General features: G+C 37.5%; 18 protein-coding genes and 1 riboswitch. Of the genes, 11 read left to right on the forward strand and 7 right to left on the reverse strand.

Annotated features, from left to right (window positions below):
• Nucleotides 1-7: 7 nt before the first annotated feature.
• A riboswitch (SAM riboswitch) is annotated at nucleotides 8-120 on the forward strand.
• A 202-nt stretch (nucleotides 121-322) separates the two neighbouring features.
• Entirely contained in the window at nucleotides 323-1,519 is a 1,197-nt protein-coding gene (metK, locus tag MLE13_RS11265) for a methionine adenosyltransferase (RefSeq protein WP_008497270.1), read from the forward strand.
• A 60-nt stretch (nucleotides 1,520-1,579) separates the two neighbouring features.
• Here metK and MLE13_RS11270 read toward each other — a convergent pair whose 3' ends face one another.
• Nucleotides 1,580-2,095, reverse strand: a complete 516-nt coding sequence (locus MLE13_RS11270; protein ID WP_008428971.1) for a gamma carbonic anhydrase — start codon at nucleotides 2,093-2,095, stop codon at nucleotides 1,580-1,582.
• 113 nt (nucleotides 2,096-2,208) lie between these two features.
• On the opposite strand from MLE13_RS11270, the gene MLE13_RS11275 reads away from it, so the two are divergent.
• The 3 genes from MLE13_RS11275 (at nucleotide 2,209) to MLE13_RS11285 (ending at nucleotide 5,423) form a co-directional block, all read left to right on the forward strand.
• On the forward strand, nucleotides 2,209-3,015 hold the full coding sequence (locus MLE13_RS11275; RefSeq protein ID WP_240749796.1) for an alpha/beta hydrolase: 807 nt from the start codon (nucleotides 2,209-2,211) through the stop codon (nucleotides 3,013-3,015).
• Nucleotides 3,016-3,051: 36 nt separating this feature from the next.
• A complete protein-coding gene (locus tag MLE13_RS11280) occupies nucleotides 3,052-4,059 on the forward strand; it encodes an LLM class flavin-dependent oxidoreductase (RefSeq protein WP_240749797.1) in 1,008 nt (335 codons plus the stop codon).
• Between the two features lie 281 nt (nucleotides 4,060-4,340).
• A complete protein-coding gene (locus MLE13_RS11285) occupies nucleotides 4,341-5,423 on the forward strand; it encodes a M14 family zinc carboxypeptidase (protein ID WP_240749798.1) in 1,083 nt (360 codons plus the stop codon).
• Nucleotides 5,424-5,961: 538 nt separating this feature from the next.
• Here the strand turns inward: MLE13_RS11285 and MLE13_RS11290 are convergent.
• Genes MLE13_RS11290 through MLE13_RS11300 form a run of 3 tightly spaced genes read right to left on the reverse strand, consistent with a single transcriptional unit; the run spans nucleotide 5,962 to nucleotide 7,181 of the window.
• Entirely contained in the window at nucleotides 5,962-6,279 is a 318-nt protein-coding gene (locus MLE13_RS11290) for a hypothetical protein (RefSeq protein ID WP_058385115.1), read from the reverse strand.
• A gap of 15 nt (nucleotides 6,280-6,294) precedes the next feature.
• Nucleotides 6,295-6,858 carry a DUF2812 domain-containing protein gene (locus MLE13_RS11295; protein WP_058385116.1) on the reverse strand — a complete coding sequence of 188 codons (564 nt, stop codon included), beginning with the start codon at nucleotides 6,856-6,858 and terminating at the stop codon, nucleotides 6,295-6,297.
• On the reverse strand, nucleotides 6,858-7,181 hold the full coding sequence (locus tag MLE13_RS11300; protein WP_058385117.1) for a PadR family transcriptional regulator: 324 nt from the start codon (nucleotides 7,179-7,181) through the stop codon (nucleotides 6,858-6,860). Before MLE13_RS11300 ends, MLE13_RS11295 begins: the two co-directional genes overlap by 1 nt.
• Nucleotides 7,182-8,027: 846 nt before the next feature.
• Here MLE13_RS11300 and MLE13_RS11305 point away from each other — a divergent pair.
• Nucleotides 8,028-8,660: a DUF2599 domain-containing protein gene (locus MLE13_RS11305; RefSeq protein ID WP_058385118.1), complete on the forward strand. Its 633-nt coding sequence runs from the start codon at nucleotides 8,028-8,030 to the stop codon at nucleotides 8,658-8,660.
• An 872-nt stretch (nucleotides 8,661-9,532) separates the two neighbouring features.
• Here MLE13_RS11305 and MLE13_RS11310 read toward each other — a convergent pair.
• Nucleotides 9,533-11,527, reverse strand: coding sequence for a hypothetical protein (locus tag MLE13_RS11310; RefSeq protein WP_240749799.1), 1,995 nt, complete (start codon nucleotides 11,525-11,527; stop codon nucleotides 9,533-9,535).
• Nucleotides 11,528-11,569: 42 nt separating this feature from the next.
• Nucleotides 11,570-11,893, reverse strand: coding sequence for a hypothetical protein (locus MLE13_RS11315; protein ID WP_240749800.1), 324 nt, complete (start codon nucleotides 11,891-11,893; stop codon nucleotides 11,570-11,572).
• A gap of 471 nt (nucleotides 11,894-12,364) precedes the next feature.
• On the opposite strand from MLE13_RS11315, the gene MLE13_RS11320 reads away from it, so the two are divergent.
• From MLE13_RS11320 to MLE13_RS11340, 6 genes are all read left to right on the forward strand, one after another.
• Complete coding sequence (locus MLE13_RS11320; RefSeq protein WP_240749801.1) at nucleotides 12,365-12,832, forward strand: GNAT family N-acetyltransferase; 468 nt, start codon at nucleotides 12,365-12,367, stop codon at nucleotides 12,830-12,832.
• 200 nt (nucleotides 12,833-13,032) lie between these two features.
• Entirely contained in the window at nucleotides 13,033-13,377 is a 345-nt protein-coding gene (locus tag MLE13_RS11325; RefSeq protein WP_346429163.1) for a GrpB family protein, read from the forward strand.
• Nucleotides 13,338-13,526 (forward strand): GrpB family protein, encoded by a 189-nt coding sequence (locus MLE13_RS18030; protein WP_346429164.1) that lies wholly within the window; start codon nucleotides 13,338-13,340, stop codon nucleotides 13,524-13,526. Before MLE13_RS11325 ends, MLE13_RS18030 begins: the two co-directional genes overlap by 40 nt.
• 45 nt (nucleotides 13,527-13,571) lie before the next feature.
• Nucleotides 13,572-14,219 (forward strand): uridine kinase family protein, encoded by a 648-nt coding sequence (locus tag MLE13_RS11330; protein WP_240749802.1) that lies wholly within the window; start codon nucleotides 13,572-13,574, stop codon nucleotides 14,217-14,219.
• Nucleotides 14,220-14,316: 97 nt separating this feature from the next.
• A complete protein-coding gene (locus MLE13_RS11335) occupies nucleotides 14,317-15,060 on the forward strand; it encodes an amidohydrolase family protein (protein ID WP_240749803.1) in 744 nt (247 codons plus the stop codon).
• A 1,343-nt stretch (nucleotides 15,061-16,403) separates the two neighbouring features.
• Complete coding sequence (locus tag MLE13_RS11340) at nucleotides 16,404-16,781, forward strand: hypothetical protein (protein WP_240749804.1); 378 nt, start codon at nucleotides 16,404-16,406, stop codon at nucleotides 16,779-16,781.
• 117 nt (nucleotides 16,782-16,898) lie between these two features.
• Here MLE13_RS11340 and MLE13_RS11345 read toward each other — a convergent pair whose 3' ends face one another.
• Nucleotides 16,899-17,102 carry a hypothetical protein gene (locus MLE13_RS11345; RefSeq protein ID WP_240749805.1) on the reverse strand — a complete coding sequence of 68 codons (204 nt, stop codon included), beginning with the start codon at nucleotides 17,100-17,102 and terminating at the stop codon, nucleotides 16,899-16,901.
• Between the last annotated feature and the right edge of the window lie 41 nt (nucleotides 17,103-17,143).

Genomic DNA, 17,143 nt, shown 5'->3' on the forward strand with positions numbered 1-17,143 from the left:
ACGGATACTCTTATTCCGAGCTGGTGGAGGGGGCAGGCCCTATGAAACCCGGCAACCTGCTGCATTTGCAGTGATGGTGCCCAACCTGACACAAGGCGAACAGGCCTTGGATGATAAGAGTGAAAGGTGCTAATGATGATTTTTCCTTTCCTCATACAGAATGAGTGAAGGGATTTTTTTATGAAATGCCCTTAATCCTCGTGTGCAAAGGCCACAAACGGCTTGAAGTTCAATCCAGACTTTCTGGAACGGACTTGACATGGGAAACGAGTACCGTATCAATTTCGAGAGCAATCTCGCAGGATATAAGGAGGAACATTTTTTGAAAAACCGTAGATTATTTACATCAGAATCAGTAACAGAAGGACATCCGGATAAAATCTGTGATCAAATCTCAGATGCTATTTTAGATGCTATTTTAACCGAGGATCCAAATGCACGCGTTGCGTGTGAAACAACTGTCACAACAGGACTTGTTCTAGTCGCTGGAGAAATCACGACATCTACTTATGTGGATATTCCGAAAGTTGTTAGACAAACAGTAAAAGAAATTGGATACACACGCGCTAAGTATGGTTTTGACTCAGAAACAAGTGCTGTTCTTACAGCAATTGATGAGCAATCACCAGATATCGCTGCAGGAGTTAACGTAGCGCTTGAATCACGTGATGGCCAAATGACAGATAAAGAATTAGATGATATCGGAGCAGGCGACCAAGGGTTGATGTTCGGATACGCAAACAACGAAACAGAAGAATTAATGCCATTGCCGATTTCATTGGCACATAAATTGGCACGTCGTTTGGCTGAAGTACGCAAAGAAGAAATTCTTCCATACTTGCGTCCAGATGGTAAAACACAAGTGACGGTTGAATATGATGAAAACAATAAACCGCTTCGTGTGGATACAATTGTTATCTCAACTCAACATCATCCAGAAGTGACATTAGAGCAAATTCAACGCAACATTAAAGAGTACGTAATTAACGAAGTTGTACCAGCGAAATGGATTGACGAAGATACGAAATACTTTATCAACCCAACTGGTCGTTTTGTTATCGGCGGACCTCAAGGAGATGCAGGTTTAACTGGACGCAAAATCATCGTTGATACTTACGGTGGCTATGCTCGTCACGGTGGCGGCGCATTCTCAGGAAAAGATGCAACAAAAGTAGACCGTTCAGCGGCTTACGCGGCACGTTATGTAGCGAAAAACATTGTAGCAGCTGGCCTTGCAGATAAATGTGAAGTTCAATTAGCTTATGCAATTGGTGTAGCACATCCTGTATCTATCGCATTTGATACGTTTGGAACTGGCATCGTTGATGAAGACACATTAGATGATTTGGTACGCGCAAACTTTGACTTGCGTCCTGCTGGCATCATTAAAATGTTGGATCTACGTCGCCCAATCTACAAGCAAACTGCAGCTTACGGACATTTTGGCCGTACGGATGTTGATTTGCCGTGGGAACGTACAGACAAAGCAGCGATCTTAAAAGAACAAGCTGGCGTTTAAGTTAACAATACGAAAAGGACGACTAGGCAGTGATGCCCGGTCGTCCTTTTTTACTGTTCGTTACTCTTTTTGGAGTGATTTATAATAAGCTGCTTTTTCTGCATATTCACGGACAATGCGTTTCATGTCTTCTTTGTCGTCTTCGCGAAGTTCACGGACAACTGTTGCAGGACGACCAAACGCTAACATACCAGGAGGAATAACTTTTCCTGGCGGCACGAGACTACCCGCACCAACAAATGCGCCTTCTCCAATTTCAGCTCCGTCAAGAATAAGAGAACCCATGCCGACTAACGCACCTTTACGAACCGTGCAGCTATGAAGCGTTACTTGATGCCCTATTGTTACTTCATCTTCAAGAAGTAAAGTTTTGCCTGGGCTTTGATGAAGCATGCACAAGTCTTGGATATTAACTTTATTGCCGATGATGGTGGGAGAAACGTCACCGCGAATGACGGTATTAAACCAAACGGATGAGTCAGCGCCAATCGTCACATCGCCAGTGATTGTCGTATAGTCTGCAATAAAAGCAGATGTGTCGATTTGTGGAAATTTGTCTTTAAATGGATAAATCATGGCAAAGCTCCTTTAAACAAGATAAGATATTCTATAATCGTATCAAAACAAAACAAAACGTCAAATGACAATATAGCATCAAGAGCTGATCGGCAAGGAAGGGAAGTTTGATTATGTGGAAATGGCAGGCTGAAGGCACAGCAAAAGCAGTAGTGGTTTTAATCCATGGTGCATATGAACAGCATATGCGTTATGCGTGGCAAATTGAAAAATGGCGGTCGGTCGGATTTCATGTATACACAGGGGATTTACCTGGTCACGGCAAAAATGCCGGAGCTGACAACGTTCACCGCGAATCGTTTGATGAATATGAACAAGCAGTGATTGAAATGCTGAAACTTGCATCAAACAATGATTTGCCGGTATTTGTGATTGCCCATGGACTAGGTGCTACGGTTGCGATGAATGTGTTGGGGCACCGTAAATTTAATGTAGCTGGAGCCATTTTTACGTCTCCTTGGCTGCAGTTAAAAAAACTGCCACCAAAAGCGCCCAACGCTTTTCCAGGTGTTGCCCAATTGACAGGTCGTAGAAAAATGGACCACGGCATCGAATTGCGTCATTTAACGCGAGATCAATTTTCTTTTAGTCAGGAAACCGAAAGCAATCAGTATCATACCGTTATTACGGCGGGGTGGTATAAAGAATTGCAAAGTTATATGAAAGAAACGGCTGCTGCTATCGAAGTGTACCCACAAATTCCAACGTGTTTGTATACGGCGGAGCGGGATGTCATCACCGAAAAAGAAGCGGCTCGTCAATGGTTGCTAAAACAACAATTAACCGAGTTTACTTATAAAGAATGGAAATATTGCTACCATGATGTATTTCAAGAACCTGAAAAAGAAGAGGTTTTTCTAGCTGCACAAGGGTTTATCCATACCATATTGCGTTCTGTTGGCTATTTGATCGAAGAATAAAAAATGTCTTTTTCAGAGAGGGAAGGAGAGAGTCTTATGACGTTAACGTATAGCGTATTAGACCAATCGCCAATTTCAGAAGGCAGTTCGCCACAGGAAGCATTAAAACATACGGCTATACTTGCAAAATACGCCGAGAAATGGGGCTATACACGCTTTTGGGTGTCAGAGCATCACGATGCACCTACTTTGGCTAGCTCTTCTCCTGAACTGTTACTTGCGCATTTAGGAGCCGTCACATCTACCATTCGGCTCGGTTCAGGTGGCGTGATGTTGCCTCATTACGCGGCATTTAAAGTTGCGGAAAACTTCAAATTGCTTGAAGCTTTGTACCCTGGAAGAATTGATGCAGGAATGGGGCGCGCTCCTGGCGGCATGCCGCGTGCTTCTTTCGCATTAAATGAAGGGAAAAAACGCGACACCAGCCTATTTCCTAAACAACTAGACGAGCTCCGGATGTACTTAACCGATACTATTCCTGAAGATCACCCTTATTACGGCATGAAGGCGACACCAGTGTCACCCAATAATCCACCTATCTGGATATTAGGATCAAGTAGAAGTTCAGCGTTGCTCGCCGCAGAAAAAGGACTTCCTTATCTATTTGCCCATTTTATCAATGGAGAAGGCGGCCAATCCTTTACGAAAGAATACCGAAAGAATTTTAAATCGCATGAAGGCAGTAGACCTTATATTGGATTTGCGATTTTTGCTGTTTGCCAAGAAACGCAAGAAAAAGCAGAATGGGTAGCGTCTTCTTTGGATTTATTGCTATCAATGGGCGCACAGGGCATGCCTTCACAAGGCACGCCACCACCCGAAAAAGCAGTTGCTTATCCATACTCTAAATTCGAAAAATTACTTGTCGCTGAGAATCGTCGCCGCATGATAGTGGGCACACCACAGCACGTTGCAAACCAACTAGAAAAATTAGCTTCTGAATACGAAGCAGATGAAGTTATGCTAGTTTCTGCAGCTTACGATTTTAAAGACAAACTCAAGACCTATGAATTGATTGCGGAAGAAATGAAGAGACGAATATAAACCGAAATTGCTTTATTCACAGATAGTATGCTAACCACTTCCAATAAAGGAAGTGGTTTTTTAATGCTAAGAAAAAAGATATAGCATTAAACACGACTAAAAGACTGCTAATTTAAGATGTACTGATTCCTTTTATTCATTTTTCAATTATTTAAAGGATTTCAAATAATAAAGAAGGAAAGAACTTAGGGTACCGAAATACTTTTGAATGGAGGCTGTAGTAGGAGCTGAAGTGTTTTTCTCAAGACCGTTTCTAAAAAAATAATAGGGGTGGAAAATGGATGAAGAAAATGAATGTGACGAAAACAGCTAACAAGACGATGATTCGCAAAAAAATGATGACTTTAACAATTGCAGGAGCAATGGTATTGAGCGCTTCTCCATTTATGTCTCCAGCTGTCGGCGCTGTAGGGAATGGACCAGTTTATGGTGGCAACGAAACCATCAACACATCAATACTGACAACATATGATGAAATGGCAGATTTTTTACAAACACAAGAAGCCAAACAAAAAAATATGGAACTTGAAGTAATTGGACAAAGTATTAAAGGGCGTGATTTGTACTTAGTTAAGTATGTGACAAATCCTGAAAATCCAACAATTCTTTTTCTAACTCAACAACATGGCAACGAACAATTGACAACAGAAGGCGCGCTTGAATTCATCAAACACCTTGGAACAGGCAAGATGAAAGGGGTAACAGATGGCGTCAATATTTTAATCGTGCCGATGCTAAATCCAGATGGAGCAATGGGAGATGTGAACTTTTCATTAGATGATTACATAGCGAAAGGAGAGCGGAATCTCACACGCTATAACGCGGACGGCATCGACTTAAACCGTGATCACATTACCAAAATTCAACCTGAAACAAAAGCCTTCCACGAGAATGTGATGAAAAAATATGATATTGATTACATGATTGATTTGCATCATCAAGGTACTCAAAGTGAGCGAGATGGAGAACTGGTATCCGGTTCTATTTTGTACCCGACAACACCGAACGTTGACCCGGATGTACTTCTTAAATCCAAGCAGCTAGGAGCTGTGGTTTTCGATGCCATCGATTCAAAAGGATGGGGCCATTTAGGCAAGTACAGAGGCGGAAATGCAGAAACCATTAGTCGAAATGGCATTGCAGTAGAATATGGAATTTCTACCCTGTTATTCGAGATGCGCGGCATGTCGGATCATTCTTACGAGTCGTATGTTTTGGGACAAAAGAGCAATGGCTATCTAATTAAACAAACCATCACGACACTCGATGCAACAGTTCGTGCAATTGCGGATGATTCTATTGCAGATGCGGATATCTCATTCTGGGATACACTTTCTTACCAAGAAAATCGTACATCTGAGTGAGATTCGAATATTTAATGAAAGAATTACTATATTAACTTTAATGTTAAAAGAATTTAGATGTTAATAGGAATGGGACCAAAAAATCGTTCGTAAATGTATATGAAAAATGTGGACGTTCGTAAAACGTATAGACACGTTTACGAACGTCCTTTTTTATGTTTTTGGGTTGAGTTAAGAGTGTTCGTAAAGGTGTACTTTTACGAACGGTTTATTATGAGTTATCCTCTTTGTTTGTATATGTAATTATAATTCCAGAAATAAAAACCAAGAAAATAAGTAAATAAGATAGAAAAGGTACTATATCGCCAATGGTTTTTTCTGTAGCTTTAGCTACCACTAAAATTACCGCTAGGAATACTAAAGATAAACCCACTAAAAATATGCCCGTTTGTTTCGTAATCTAATCCCCTTTTTATTATTTAAATATTCAGAATTTCTAAGAATTTAAATCTAATTAAATATGATAACATATGAACTGAACCCCAAATGGGATCACTTTTTAAAGTGTCTTCCATTTGGGGTTCAGTTCCATCTGTGATTAGTTCTCACTTACTTTTTTGTTATATACAAGCGCAGTAATTACATTAAGTAGAATAGTCACTATAGCAAGCAAGAAAGAAAGGCGAACTACAGCTTTAGAAGTGTCCGCAAGCGCCGACCAATCCTCTATCCTGACTAAGTAATCTTGATATAAAATTTGAAAACACAGCGAGATTACACAGGCACTAATACTTGCTATCGAAAACAAAACCAACCTTTTGTTATTCTCCTTATTGTGCTTTGCCAGCATTGCAATAGGCAATGCCCATGCAATCAACCCCAATATAAGGCTTCCTATATTTAGCCAACCATACATTATGATGTCCCCTTTCTAATTTACGCTTTTGTCCATTATTTTCTTTAGTTTGAAAAAGCCTGTTAAATATTTCGTTGAGTAAAGAGTCAGTATTAGCGCACCAAGCCATATCAGCGATACGATGAAAATGATACCCAACGGGAAGAGACTATAATGAAACATATTGAATGCTAATACACACGAAATGATGATAGAAATGACTGAAAGTGTAATAAGTTGAGCTAACTTTCGCTTGATAATCTTTCTGCACATGACCATTTTCGTTTCATGATCACTAAATATTTGATCTTCACTGCACTGTAAACCAGGCTTTGAAAAATAAAATCTGTCGTCTTTTTCAGTGATGAATTTCCATCCAAAATCTATGAACAATTGGACATATTCACTTTTCCGCTGCTCTTTCGGATTAAAGTCTATTTGGTAGATAACAGCTTCTTTATCGCATTTTTCAAATGAATATCTTTTACCTTTTATGTCAGTCAATCTCCAGCCGGCGTTGTGTAGAGAGGATAAAAATTCTTGCTCTTCCTCAAAATCAGCTATATAAAATTTCTTTTTGATCGTTTTCATTTCAAGCATTATTCTCTCCCTTCATACGCTCTTGTATTTTTATATAATCTTTCGATACGCAGAATTTCAGTTTCTAATATTTCACGTCCTAAGTCAGTGATTTTATAAAATTTCCGATTGCTCTCTTTTTTTACAAGAACAATTAGCCCGTCTTTCTCCATCTTGGATAAACTGGTATAAACCGTCCCTGCCCCTAACGCTACTTCATCTTTTGTAAGTATTTTCACGTAATTCATGATATTGTAACCGTGCATTTCATCTTGCAAAGCAAACAGGATATAAAAGCTAGTTTCAGTCATTGGCATATAAAATCTGCGTATTCTTTTATCCACTCAATCACCACTTTTCATATAGCGTACTACGATATAATTTATTGTAGCGAAGTGTGATATATTTGTCAAAATCTGAATATAGCCTTGGTCTTTAAAGGATGTCGAAAGTGCTAGATTAGTTTCTTCACAAAACTGCTGATAACCGACACGTCAATGAAACCTAACTTTATTGTATAAATCAACTTTCGATGTTTGGATAACAGCAAGATCACTGAAAGCCGTTAAACACGCTTATTTATTGTCATTAATTCCGACGCTTTATCTGTGTATGTTCTTTTTTGTCACTTTACGAGTATGGCTACACTAAGTGAAAGTCTTGCTGCAAGCGCTCCTGAACTATAAATGGTAAGAATGGAAACATATTTGACTTTAGCAGGAACCTCGAAAAATACCTATGTTGAGGTTGCGAATTGCTAGGCTCTTTTATCGCGAGTGCTATCTTTGCACCTTCTTAAAAGGCAAGTTTATTAACAGCTACAACTTTTATAAGTGATTATTAGAGATAGGATTATATTACAACTGCAGTTTGCGAATACTGTAATGCATACTCATAATTTCATCCTGTCGCAGGTCGCAATTTCGATTTTACAGGGATAATATAGAGATTATTTTTCAGAAGTATAATTAATAACTAAAAATGTAAAATAATCCTAATTTTTTATATTATTTGTCATAATATTTTGATAAAATGGATGTAGATAGGGGGGAAACGCTTTACTAATGGATTTGGTCTTGTAAAAATTGAAGGGAGTGATACTGACGGGCAAGAAAGCATTGAAACAATTCTTATAAAAGTGAACTAAAACTAGCAAACTACTTTTTAGTAGAATGGAAGGAGAAACTATAATGAAAAACAAAATGAAAATGGTTTTCATCACATTAACTATCCTGATGGTGTTTGGTAATTTGGCTCCAGCTTCTGCAGCAACTGAAACGAATGAATTTGAGTACTTAAGGGACGCAATCGCAACAATTGACGCTGTACCTTTTGAGGAAGTGAATCAATACGTTGAAGATAACGGTGAATGGATTGATGAAATTGGAGTAAGACTAGAAACTTACATTGAAACCTTTCCAGAAGAGCAACAAAATGATGAAGTTAAACGTCTTTTAAGCGATGATTTTATGGTTCAAGATGCAAATAAAGGGGCTAATTCTATACAAATGGCAAGTTTGTCCGGAAATCTTGATGAATATTTTACTGACGTATGGTTTCATTTACGTTCCGGTTATCATACATATTCTATGGAACCAAAGTGGTCCGTCAGACTTTGGAAGATAACAATGGAGGCTGCTTGGGATGAATTAGGAGACAATTATATTGGTATCCAATACGACAACGGAAGTTTATGGAATCAATATAAATGCCATTTCGATTATGATGTTTTTGGTGCTTTAGCAGGAAGTTGGGATTTAGAGGTTGGTAGACCGATTGTTTCAGGCGTTGTAATGGTTAGGGAACTTTGCAATCCGGAGTAACTAAACAATCATATTATTAAATATCTTTTGAAAAAGAAGAATTTCTTTACCTAAGAATTGCAACAGCAGAACAGACGATGGGGAGGTGGGTTGCTATAATCTTTTAGATTGTTCGCTCTAAGAGCAAATCTGAGTATATGCTCTATAATAATATGGCTACAAACCAAATAGAACCCACCCATACAAATGGGTGGGTTCTATTTCTGCCTACTATAGGATTTTTCCGGTTAAAAAGGATACGGATAAAATTCATCTGAAATTGAAATATTAATCAAAAGGGGAATTTGGACTGTTGAATGAATATAGCTAACAAAATGAGCCACTACCTATCAGTAGTAACTTTTTTCTATTCTTGGATTCCGTGGCGTCCTCTCATCGATATTTTGCCAGCAATAAGGGGGTTATAGGAATAGTGAATGATGTGATCTAATATGTGTCTAATGACAATAAAATTGTTTTATAAAAAAACAAAGTTCCTTAAGAATATAGTTGTTTGAAATTCTGCTCCGAATGGAAGTTTAATATCTGTTCGCTTATAGAGAGCGTAAAATAATTGAGTTAAAGGAAAGACCACTTTTCTGTGAATTGGTTGTGGTGACTTAATTCTACAAGGAAATATGTTCCTCTTTTTATTTATTGATTTACACAAGATATTATACTCTCTCAAATTAATTATGAAAGTTAAATTTTCATTAATAAATTATAGCATACTCAGCTTTTTATAAATAAGTTTACATATCATAAGTTATCGGAAGTCTATAAAAAATAAAAAATTTTATTGTAAGAATTTCAAATATTGAATAGAGGATGGAAGGTTTCTACAAACCTTCCATCCTCTATTTTTCTTAAAAATTTATGACGTCTTTTTTAAATTACCCTAAATCATTTCGCTCTTTTAACCTCATGAATCTTGCAATACCAGTTTCAACAGGCTTTGGAGCATTGACTGCCTTTTCTTTTTTTACAGGTACAGAAACCGGCTTTTTCTGCGTCAGTCCTTCGGCTATCGTATTAAAGCAGTAAATCAGTAGCATGAAGACAAAAATCGGCGGGAGGATCATCCAAAATTGCTGGGTGACGAACGCCTCTCTGGAGATGGCAATCATTCCGGACAGCTCATAAATTTCTGGAATGAGTCGTCCGGCACCGTCCTGACTTGCTGCACCTCCCACGAAGATCGATAAGATGCCCAAATGTACAAACATCTGGAGCACCTGCACAACATGCTGTGTCCAGTTCAACACAAGCTTTGGCCACAACTGGGGGTTGATGTGCTTCACCAAAATCCAAATCAAGGAACCACCCATCAACACAGAGCTCTGCACAAACTCTTTCTTCAACGTTTCGTTCATTTCGTTGCCGATTGAGCTCATCGTGATTGGCAGCACAATGAGTGACATAATCAATACTTGAATAGCGAGACGTTCAGGTAAGGTGGTGGTCCAATCTCCATGATTAATGAGGACGGGCACGAGTAACATAAAGACCAGCAGACTTAAGGGCAGGAAATGCATCCCATCGGCAATCGAGGTCACGGCTTTTCTGATTCTATTGTTTAGATAGAAGACATAGATGAAGCCGAATACATAACCGGCAGCCATGCGGACCGTAGCAATGATGAAGGTGATGGCAATGGTGTATTTGATGCCCACCAGCAATTGCTGAAAAATCGAATAACCATAAGGATCCGTTCCGAATGGAAGGTCGGAGGAAGGAGGATGTGGTGCACTGCTCAACATGCTGCCATCCTCTGCATATAAGTATTGCGTTTGGCCGACCTGGTCATCGTAAAAAAAGAAGTAGAAGAGACTGATGAAGAAAAGACCCAAAACGATTAAGAAGGGAATCGTAATTTTCAAACGCGCAACCAAAACTGATCGTAACTTTTGAAAAAATTTCATAGTCCCTTTTCTTTCTCTCCTAAAGATTGAGGAAATGAGCGAACGCAGTTGGGTAACGTCCAATAACCTTAAATTAAACTTTCCGAAAACAGCATTTCGTTCGATACGTTTTTTATTAATCATCAGCTCAACGAATGCATAAAAAAGAAAGAACGGCGTAAAAACCGTCACGAGGATAAATGTTATTCCTTTCGGTGTGAAATCACTTCTTAGGTAATAAAGGATGCCCTCGATTCCAAACAAATGCTCGATGATGAGCAACGAAGAGATGGTGAGCCACACAATGGATTTCGACTGGAAAAACAAGCTCTTCAGCACATTGGAGGCGCAGTGCTTCAATAAAACCTCTACGTTTCCCAATCCTTTGCCTCTAGCAAGATCAACGTAAGGCTGCTTCCATTCGGCTTCAAAAAGAAGGACAAAAAATTTGAAGAACAGCAGCGTCGGAAGAACCGATAAGCAGAGGATCGGTGCCAAATAAACCAAATCGCCACCTAAGCTATAAAAATCGAGAACCAGGTAACCGGTTATTGTATAGATTTGGACGACCGCAATTTGAATCAGGAATATGTATGAAAAATCCGGGAACGACTCCAACACTTTTGTAGATTGCAAAATGATGAGTTTTGTACGTCCTTTTGACAGCATGAACAGCATGGCTAATCCGAACGACAGCAAGAGTGCAAGGAGTAATGCAGAAATCAAAATTGGCATGGAATAAAGATAAGGACCGGTTAAATAGTGTGAAAAGGATACATCAACCATATCGAACGTACCAGGAACACGGTAATTAAGCTGCCACTCGGCAGGTCGCAGCAAGGCAGTCAGTACTTGCCAGCATGTCTGGAAAAACAAGCGAATGTCAAATGATTGACCGGGTGAAAAGAGAACGGGAGCGCAGCTTATCAACAGTATTCCGAGTAAGCCGAGTAAATATTTAAACGGGATGAGGACAACGTTTTTCAAGAAAATCCCTCCTTTCGGTGAGTGAATTTTGAAAAACTGGCGTTACCCAATGAAATACTCCCTGTAATAAACGAGCGTCATAACGAATGCAAAAACAAAATAAGTGAGAGAACCGAAAAAAACATATGAGGTACGTGCCGCCTTATTTTTGAATGGCATTCGAATGCCGGTTTCGCCGCGCGTTTCCATGTCTGATTGACGGGTATACGGGCTGGTTCCACCTGTAAAGCTATGAGCCAAACCTGCGCAGACGACCCCGAAGGGAATGGATACGTCCACAAAACTCAGGTTGAACAGGGTTGAAATCAGCCAATTTCCAATCCCGAGAATCAGTAGTGTCAAAATAAAAATGATTGGCTTTTTCATTGATTTTTCCTCCTGTGATTTAAATATTTTTGAAAAATGGGAAGAAAATTTTATTAAGTGAACAACGATTATAAAAGCGTTCTTAAATATTATACGGTTTACAATACTGATAGTTTCAATTATTTGGAAAGTTTATATAATTGCAACATTTCAGTATAGAAGAATTAAGGGGATTTCTTTAGTAAGAAACAAATCAAATGGGGCTATAGATTTTTATGTTTTATATAGCAATCTTTTAAAAAAGTTAGGTTTACATATGACCAATTATCGGAAGAAGAGGCTCAAACCTGAGTCTCTTTTTGTTTTGAAAATTGAACTTTTACGAACGCTTTATTTCTATAAGCTGTTCTTCTTTGAGAATGGGCTAGAGAAATGACAAAATAAGCGACAGGGAAATAATGGTATAATTAGTTGGGATGAAATAAAATATAGAATATTCTATATTTTTTTAAAATGTGAGGAGTGACTATTATGAAAACAAAACTACAACAAATGACAGAAGAAGAATTCGATCATTACTTGGCATATTTTATACCTGACTACGCTAAAGACTTAGTTGAAAACTATATGATTCCATTAGAAAAGGCGATGGAAGAATCAAAAAATTTAATGGAACAACTACTTCCAAACAAACAACACACAGAAGGTCAGTTAGTTTACACTATTTATTCACCGAAAGAAGATAAAACAATTGGGGTTATTTGGTACAATATCCAATCCGAAAATAAGAAAGTTTATATCTATCATATTTTAATTAAAGAAGAATTTAGAAAGAAAGGATTCGCTACCTTTGTATTGAGAGAATTAGAAGAAAGCATGAAGAGTGATGGGATTACCTCTATGGGATTAAATGTTTTTGGCAAAAATCCTAATGCTTATAAACTTTATGAGAAACTGGGCTATCAAACGCAATCAACAGCAATGGGGAAAAGAATCTAAAATAAAAATGAAGAAGTTACATATTCAGTATTCCAAGAAGGATAGAAACCAAACTTTTAGCTCTTTCCATCTATTCTTTAGATTAGTGCACTTTTAAGGGGAATTTTGTTTTTGAAGATACGAAACACCATTTCCTGATGACATTTGAGAGAATTCATGTTTATGAAAAATTTGTGAGTTAGCGAAAGTAGGGTGAAGTTTTGAGAGAAGTTATAGTTTTGCTATATGATGAACAGTGGATATCCTTATTTGTCAAAGAGGCAAATAAGTTAAATGGAATTTTAGGCGAAGAGATTGTTTCGATTCATCATTTTGGCAGTACATCCGTTCCAGGATTACAAGCTAAGCCGGTCATAGACATATTAGCTATAGTCAAAGAAATCACTTTAGTAGATACCTATACTAATAAATTACGAGGCTTAGGGTATGAAGGAAAAGGCGAAAATGAATTCCAGGACGCAGGTATTTTCAAAAAGGTGGAGATGAACGGACGCATCATCTCCATATTTATCAATTCGGAAGTCTTGAAATTGAAAGACATTTAGCATTTCGGGATTATCTTCGCACTCATTCGGTTGCTAGGAAAGAATATGGAGAATTAAAAAGCCGTTTGAGTCAGAAGTTTCCGTACGACATCGAATCCTATATCCAGGAAAAAGAGCAACTGGCTTTAAAATTCAAAAAGAAGCTTTAGAATGGCGCTCAAAAAAGCCACAATAAGCCTACAAGGGGAGGAAGAATGGAAGATTTTATTCAAGAGTTAGCAAAAAGAATAAAAGAGATGGATAGAAAAATTATTATCGGAATATCTGGCCATGGTGCTGCAGGGAAAACTACGTTTGCCAATAGGCTTATAAATCTGTTGGATAAAAGCAAAATCAATTATGTAAACACAGATCCATACATTATAGATTCAAAGGTCCGTAATCATGCGAAAATCGAATATACCTATCAAAACGAAAATCATCGGTATAAGATGACAGCTTGTCATCCCTCTGCGCACCATTTACCGTCTTTAGAGAGAGACATTCGCATGGTTCGTGAAGGGGTGGATTTCTATACAATAGATACGCCCTACATGAGAAGTGAGTTGATTTCTTCTGAAAGAAATATTGCTGTAGTAGAAGGGATGAGCGTGGCCTTTATTGATCCAGCTCTATTTGATATAACCATTTATTTTTATACGAATGAAGAAACTGAGTTGAAGAGAAGGTCGACTCGTGATCTTGAAGAAAGAGGGAGAAAGATAAGCGATCTTAGAAAATCTCACAAAGAACGGCGTATTCAGTATGAAGTTTTTATGCACCCCTATAGTCAAAATTTTGATGTGATTATCAAAGTGGTCAATGAGCAGAATATCCTTGAGAAAGTTAATTTTGATATTTAGTAAATGCAATCAAATATTAATTTATATATGACTAAATCATTGGAAGAAAAGAAGTTCAGATAGGAGCTTTGGTTATAAAGAAAAGGAGGAGATAGAAATGAAATTATTCGATGCTCACTTACATATTATAGATCCAAGGTTTCCACTGGTTGAAAATCAGGGATTTATGCCAGAGGCTTTTACTAGTAAGGATTATTTAAAAAATATTGAGCGTTTAGAGGTTGTTGGCGGAGCTGTGGTTTCAGGTTCATTTCAAGCATTTGATCAGTCCTACCTGATAGACGCTTTACAAAATCTAGGGAGGAACTTTGTTGGTGTTACTCAGCTTCCCTACAATACTTCAGACCAACGAATCCTCGAGTTGAACCAATTAGGTGTTCGAGCGTTACGGTTTAATGTGAATCGAGGGGGCTCAGAAGACCTGTCCAAGCTGGACTATTTTTCGAGAAGAGTTTTCGAACTGGTAAACTGGCATACGGAACTTTATATCAATTCCCGAGATTTACCCGAAATTGCAGAGAAAGTCGTGCAGCTGCCTGCTGTGTCTATTGATCATTTGGGTTTATCCAAGGAGGGATTTCCGACTCTTTTATCGTTAGTTGAAAAAGGAATCAAAGTAAAAGCTACTGGTTTTGGAAGAATCGATTTTGATGCAGCAGAAGCTATTCAAGCAATCTGTTCTATCGATCCTCATGCTTTAATGTTTGGTACAGACTTGCCTTCTACAAGGGCAAAAGTACCGTTTCAACATTCAGACGTTACGTTGATTCAAGATGCCCTCGAAGACAGACAAGCTGAAAATGTACTCTATAGAAATGCACTTAAGTGGTACTTGAAATGAAACGTCCATTAGTAATTAACAAAATCTATGAAGCAAACAAAAATTTGTCTGTCTCATAGGTTTCGGTCTATTTTTATTAATCATACTGAAGGTATCAGGAAAAATAATATAATCATACCTAGTACAGTCCACACAAAAGACAACTCAATCTTTTTTTCTTTAGAAAGGTCTTTTTTTACTTTATGTACGATAGACAAAACAAAAAGGTTTAGAAGAAATAAAAAGTAAATCATAAAGAGGTACAAAATCCACCGATTCACTACTATTACATCACTCAACGGTGTAAAAATAACAGCAAGTATAAAAACTAAGGTGGATAGGATGAAAAGGAAGGCTAAAAGAAGAGTCATCTTATCCCATAAAGGATGAGATAAAAATTGTTCGCTTTTTTTGCTGTGAAAAATTAAAAAAAGGCTAATTAGACTAGAGCATACTAAAACGAACGTCAAAACCAGTAAAAATGAAATATATGAATCTGAAGATAAAACGCTGCTGATTTGGAGCGAAAAGAATTCAGCAATGACTATCAAGGAAATCATACCAAATAATGTGCCACCTTGAAAAAGCGTCCATTTCGAAAAAAACATTTGATCACCTTATTTCTTTTTCTTATCACGTATAAATACGCTTTAGATACGTACCTTCAGATTCCCTAGAAATAGGGAACTTTTATCGTTTGAAAATTGCGTTGGAAAACGAAATAAGCCATCGTCGCAATCAGGAAAAAAACAATGAAACTCAAATGGGGCGATGGTTCAACTGTGTTCTGATCTATCAATATAGAAGATGGAGAGACAAAGATGGATGTAAGTAAAAATCCGGAAGTCCATGAATAGCAAAGATATAGCGCAATGAAACTGAAGATGAAAACAAGATAGCGTTTTATTTTTAGCACCTCCTCGTATCTTATTACGATTTGTCGATGAAGAAGTTTCAAAATATATCCACTAAGTAGTAGTTGTGAAATTAGAAAAAAAGAAACTTACGATGAATGAAGAAGAAATACAACGATTATTGATATTAATGATTTAGATAATAACTTACATATCCCGAATTATCGGAAGCTAATTATAGTGCAAAGGAGAGAAGAGGCTGTACGCAGCGCATCTTTTCTCCTTTTTGTATGCAAAAGTGTACATTTCCAAACGCTTTTATTTCCAAAATTATCTAGCTATTTTTTTAGTTCTGAGTATATTTAATGTATGAGGTTCGAATTTAACTACAGAAGATATAATACGAAAACAGATTCAGCAGTAGCTAGAGGAAATGAGCGGGTAGAGACTAAAATTCGAATGTAACTTATGTGCAGTTAAGCTGCATTCAATAAAAGGAGCGAATTTTAAATGAAGAAAATAATAGGGTTATCTATATTTTTATTAATTACTTTGAGTGGCTGTGGGGATGGAGATAAATTTGTATTCTCAGGTGAAAGTGAAAATTGGCGAGTTGAATACGAAGCAATTATATATGACGAAACAAGTGAAGAAACCTTTGGTTCAATTATGTACAAAGGGGCCGAACCCTCTCCTAAAGAAATAAATTATGTTATAAAGTCGGGATCAGATGAAAAATCGGGTAAAAATATCTCCTTGGAAGAAGGTAGTACAACCATTTCAAAAGGATCTTGTAGAGGCTGTGCAATAACTCAAGAAGATGAAGAAATGGAAGTAGAAATTAAATGGAATGGTAAAAAAGAAAAATTAATTTTAAAAAACGAATGAAAATATTTTTTTGACATTTATAAGTTCAAAATAGAATTTAAATTTGAATGCAATGTAATTTAATGTGAATTAAGTTACATTCACATTCAAGGGAAAAGCAAACGTTTAGTGGTCAGTCTATATCTGATTTTTTTTCCCTGATTTCTTGTTTGTGTAAAAAACATAACCAACATTTAGAATGAACAATACGATTGCGGATATTAAAAATCCAAGTATTCCAGCTATATTAGGACCAGTTATAAAGAAAAAAATAGAAGCTAACACAAACGCAGTAAAGCCAGCCATACTCATTTTCCAACGGGAATTATCTAGTCTCTCCATATCAGCGCTCCTCCTTTCTCACACAAATAGTAGTAATCTCA

Source organism: Planococcus halocryophilus, assembly GCF_022489025.1.
Classification (GTDB): Bacteria; Bacillota; Bacilli; order Bacillales_A; family Planococcaceae; genus Planococcus; species Planococcus halocryophilus_A.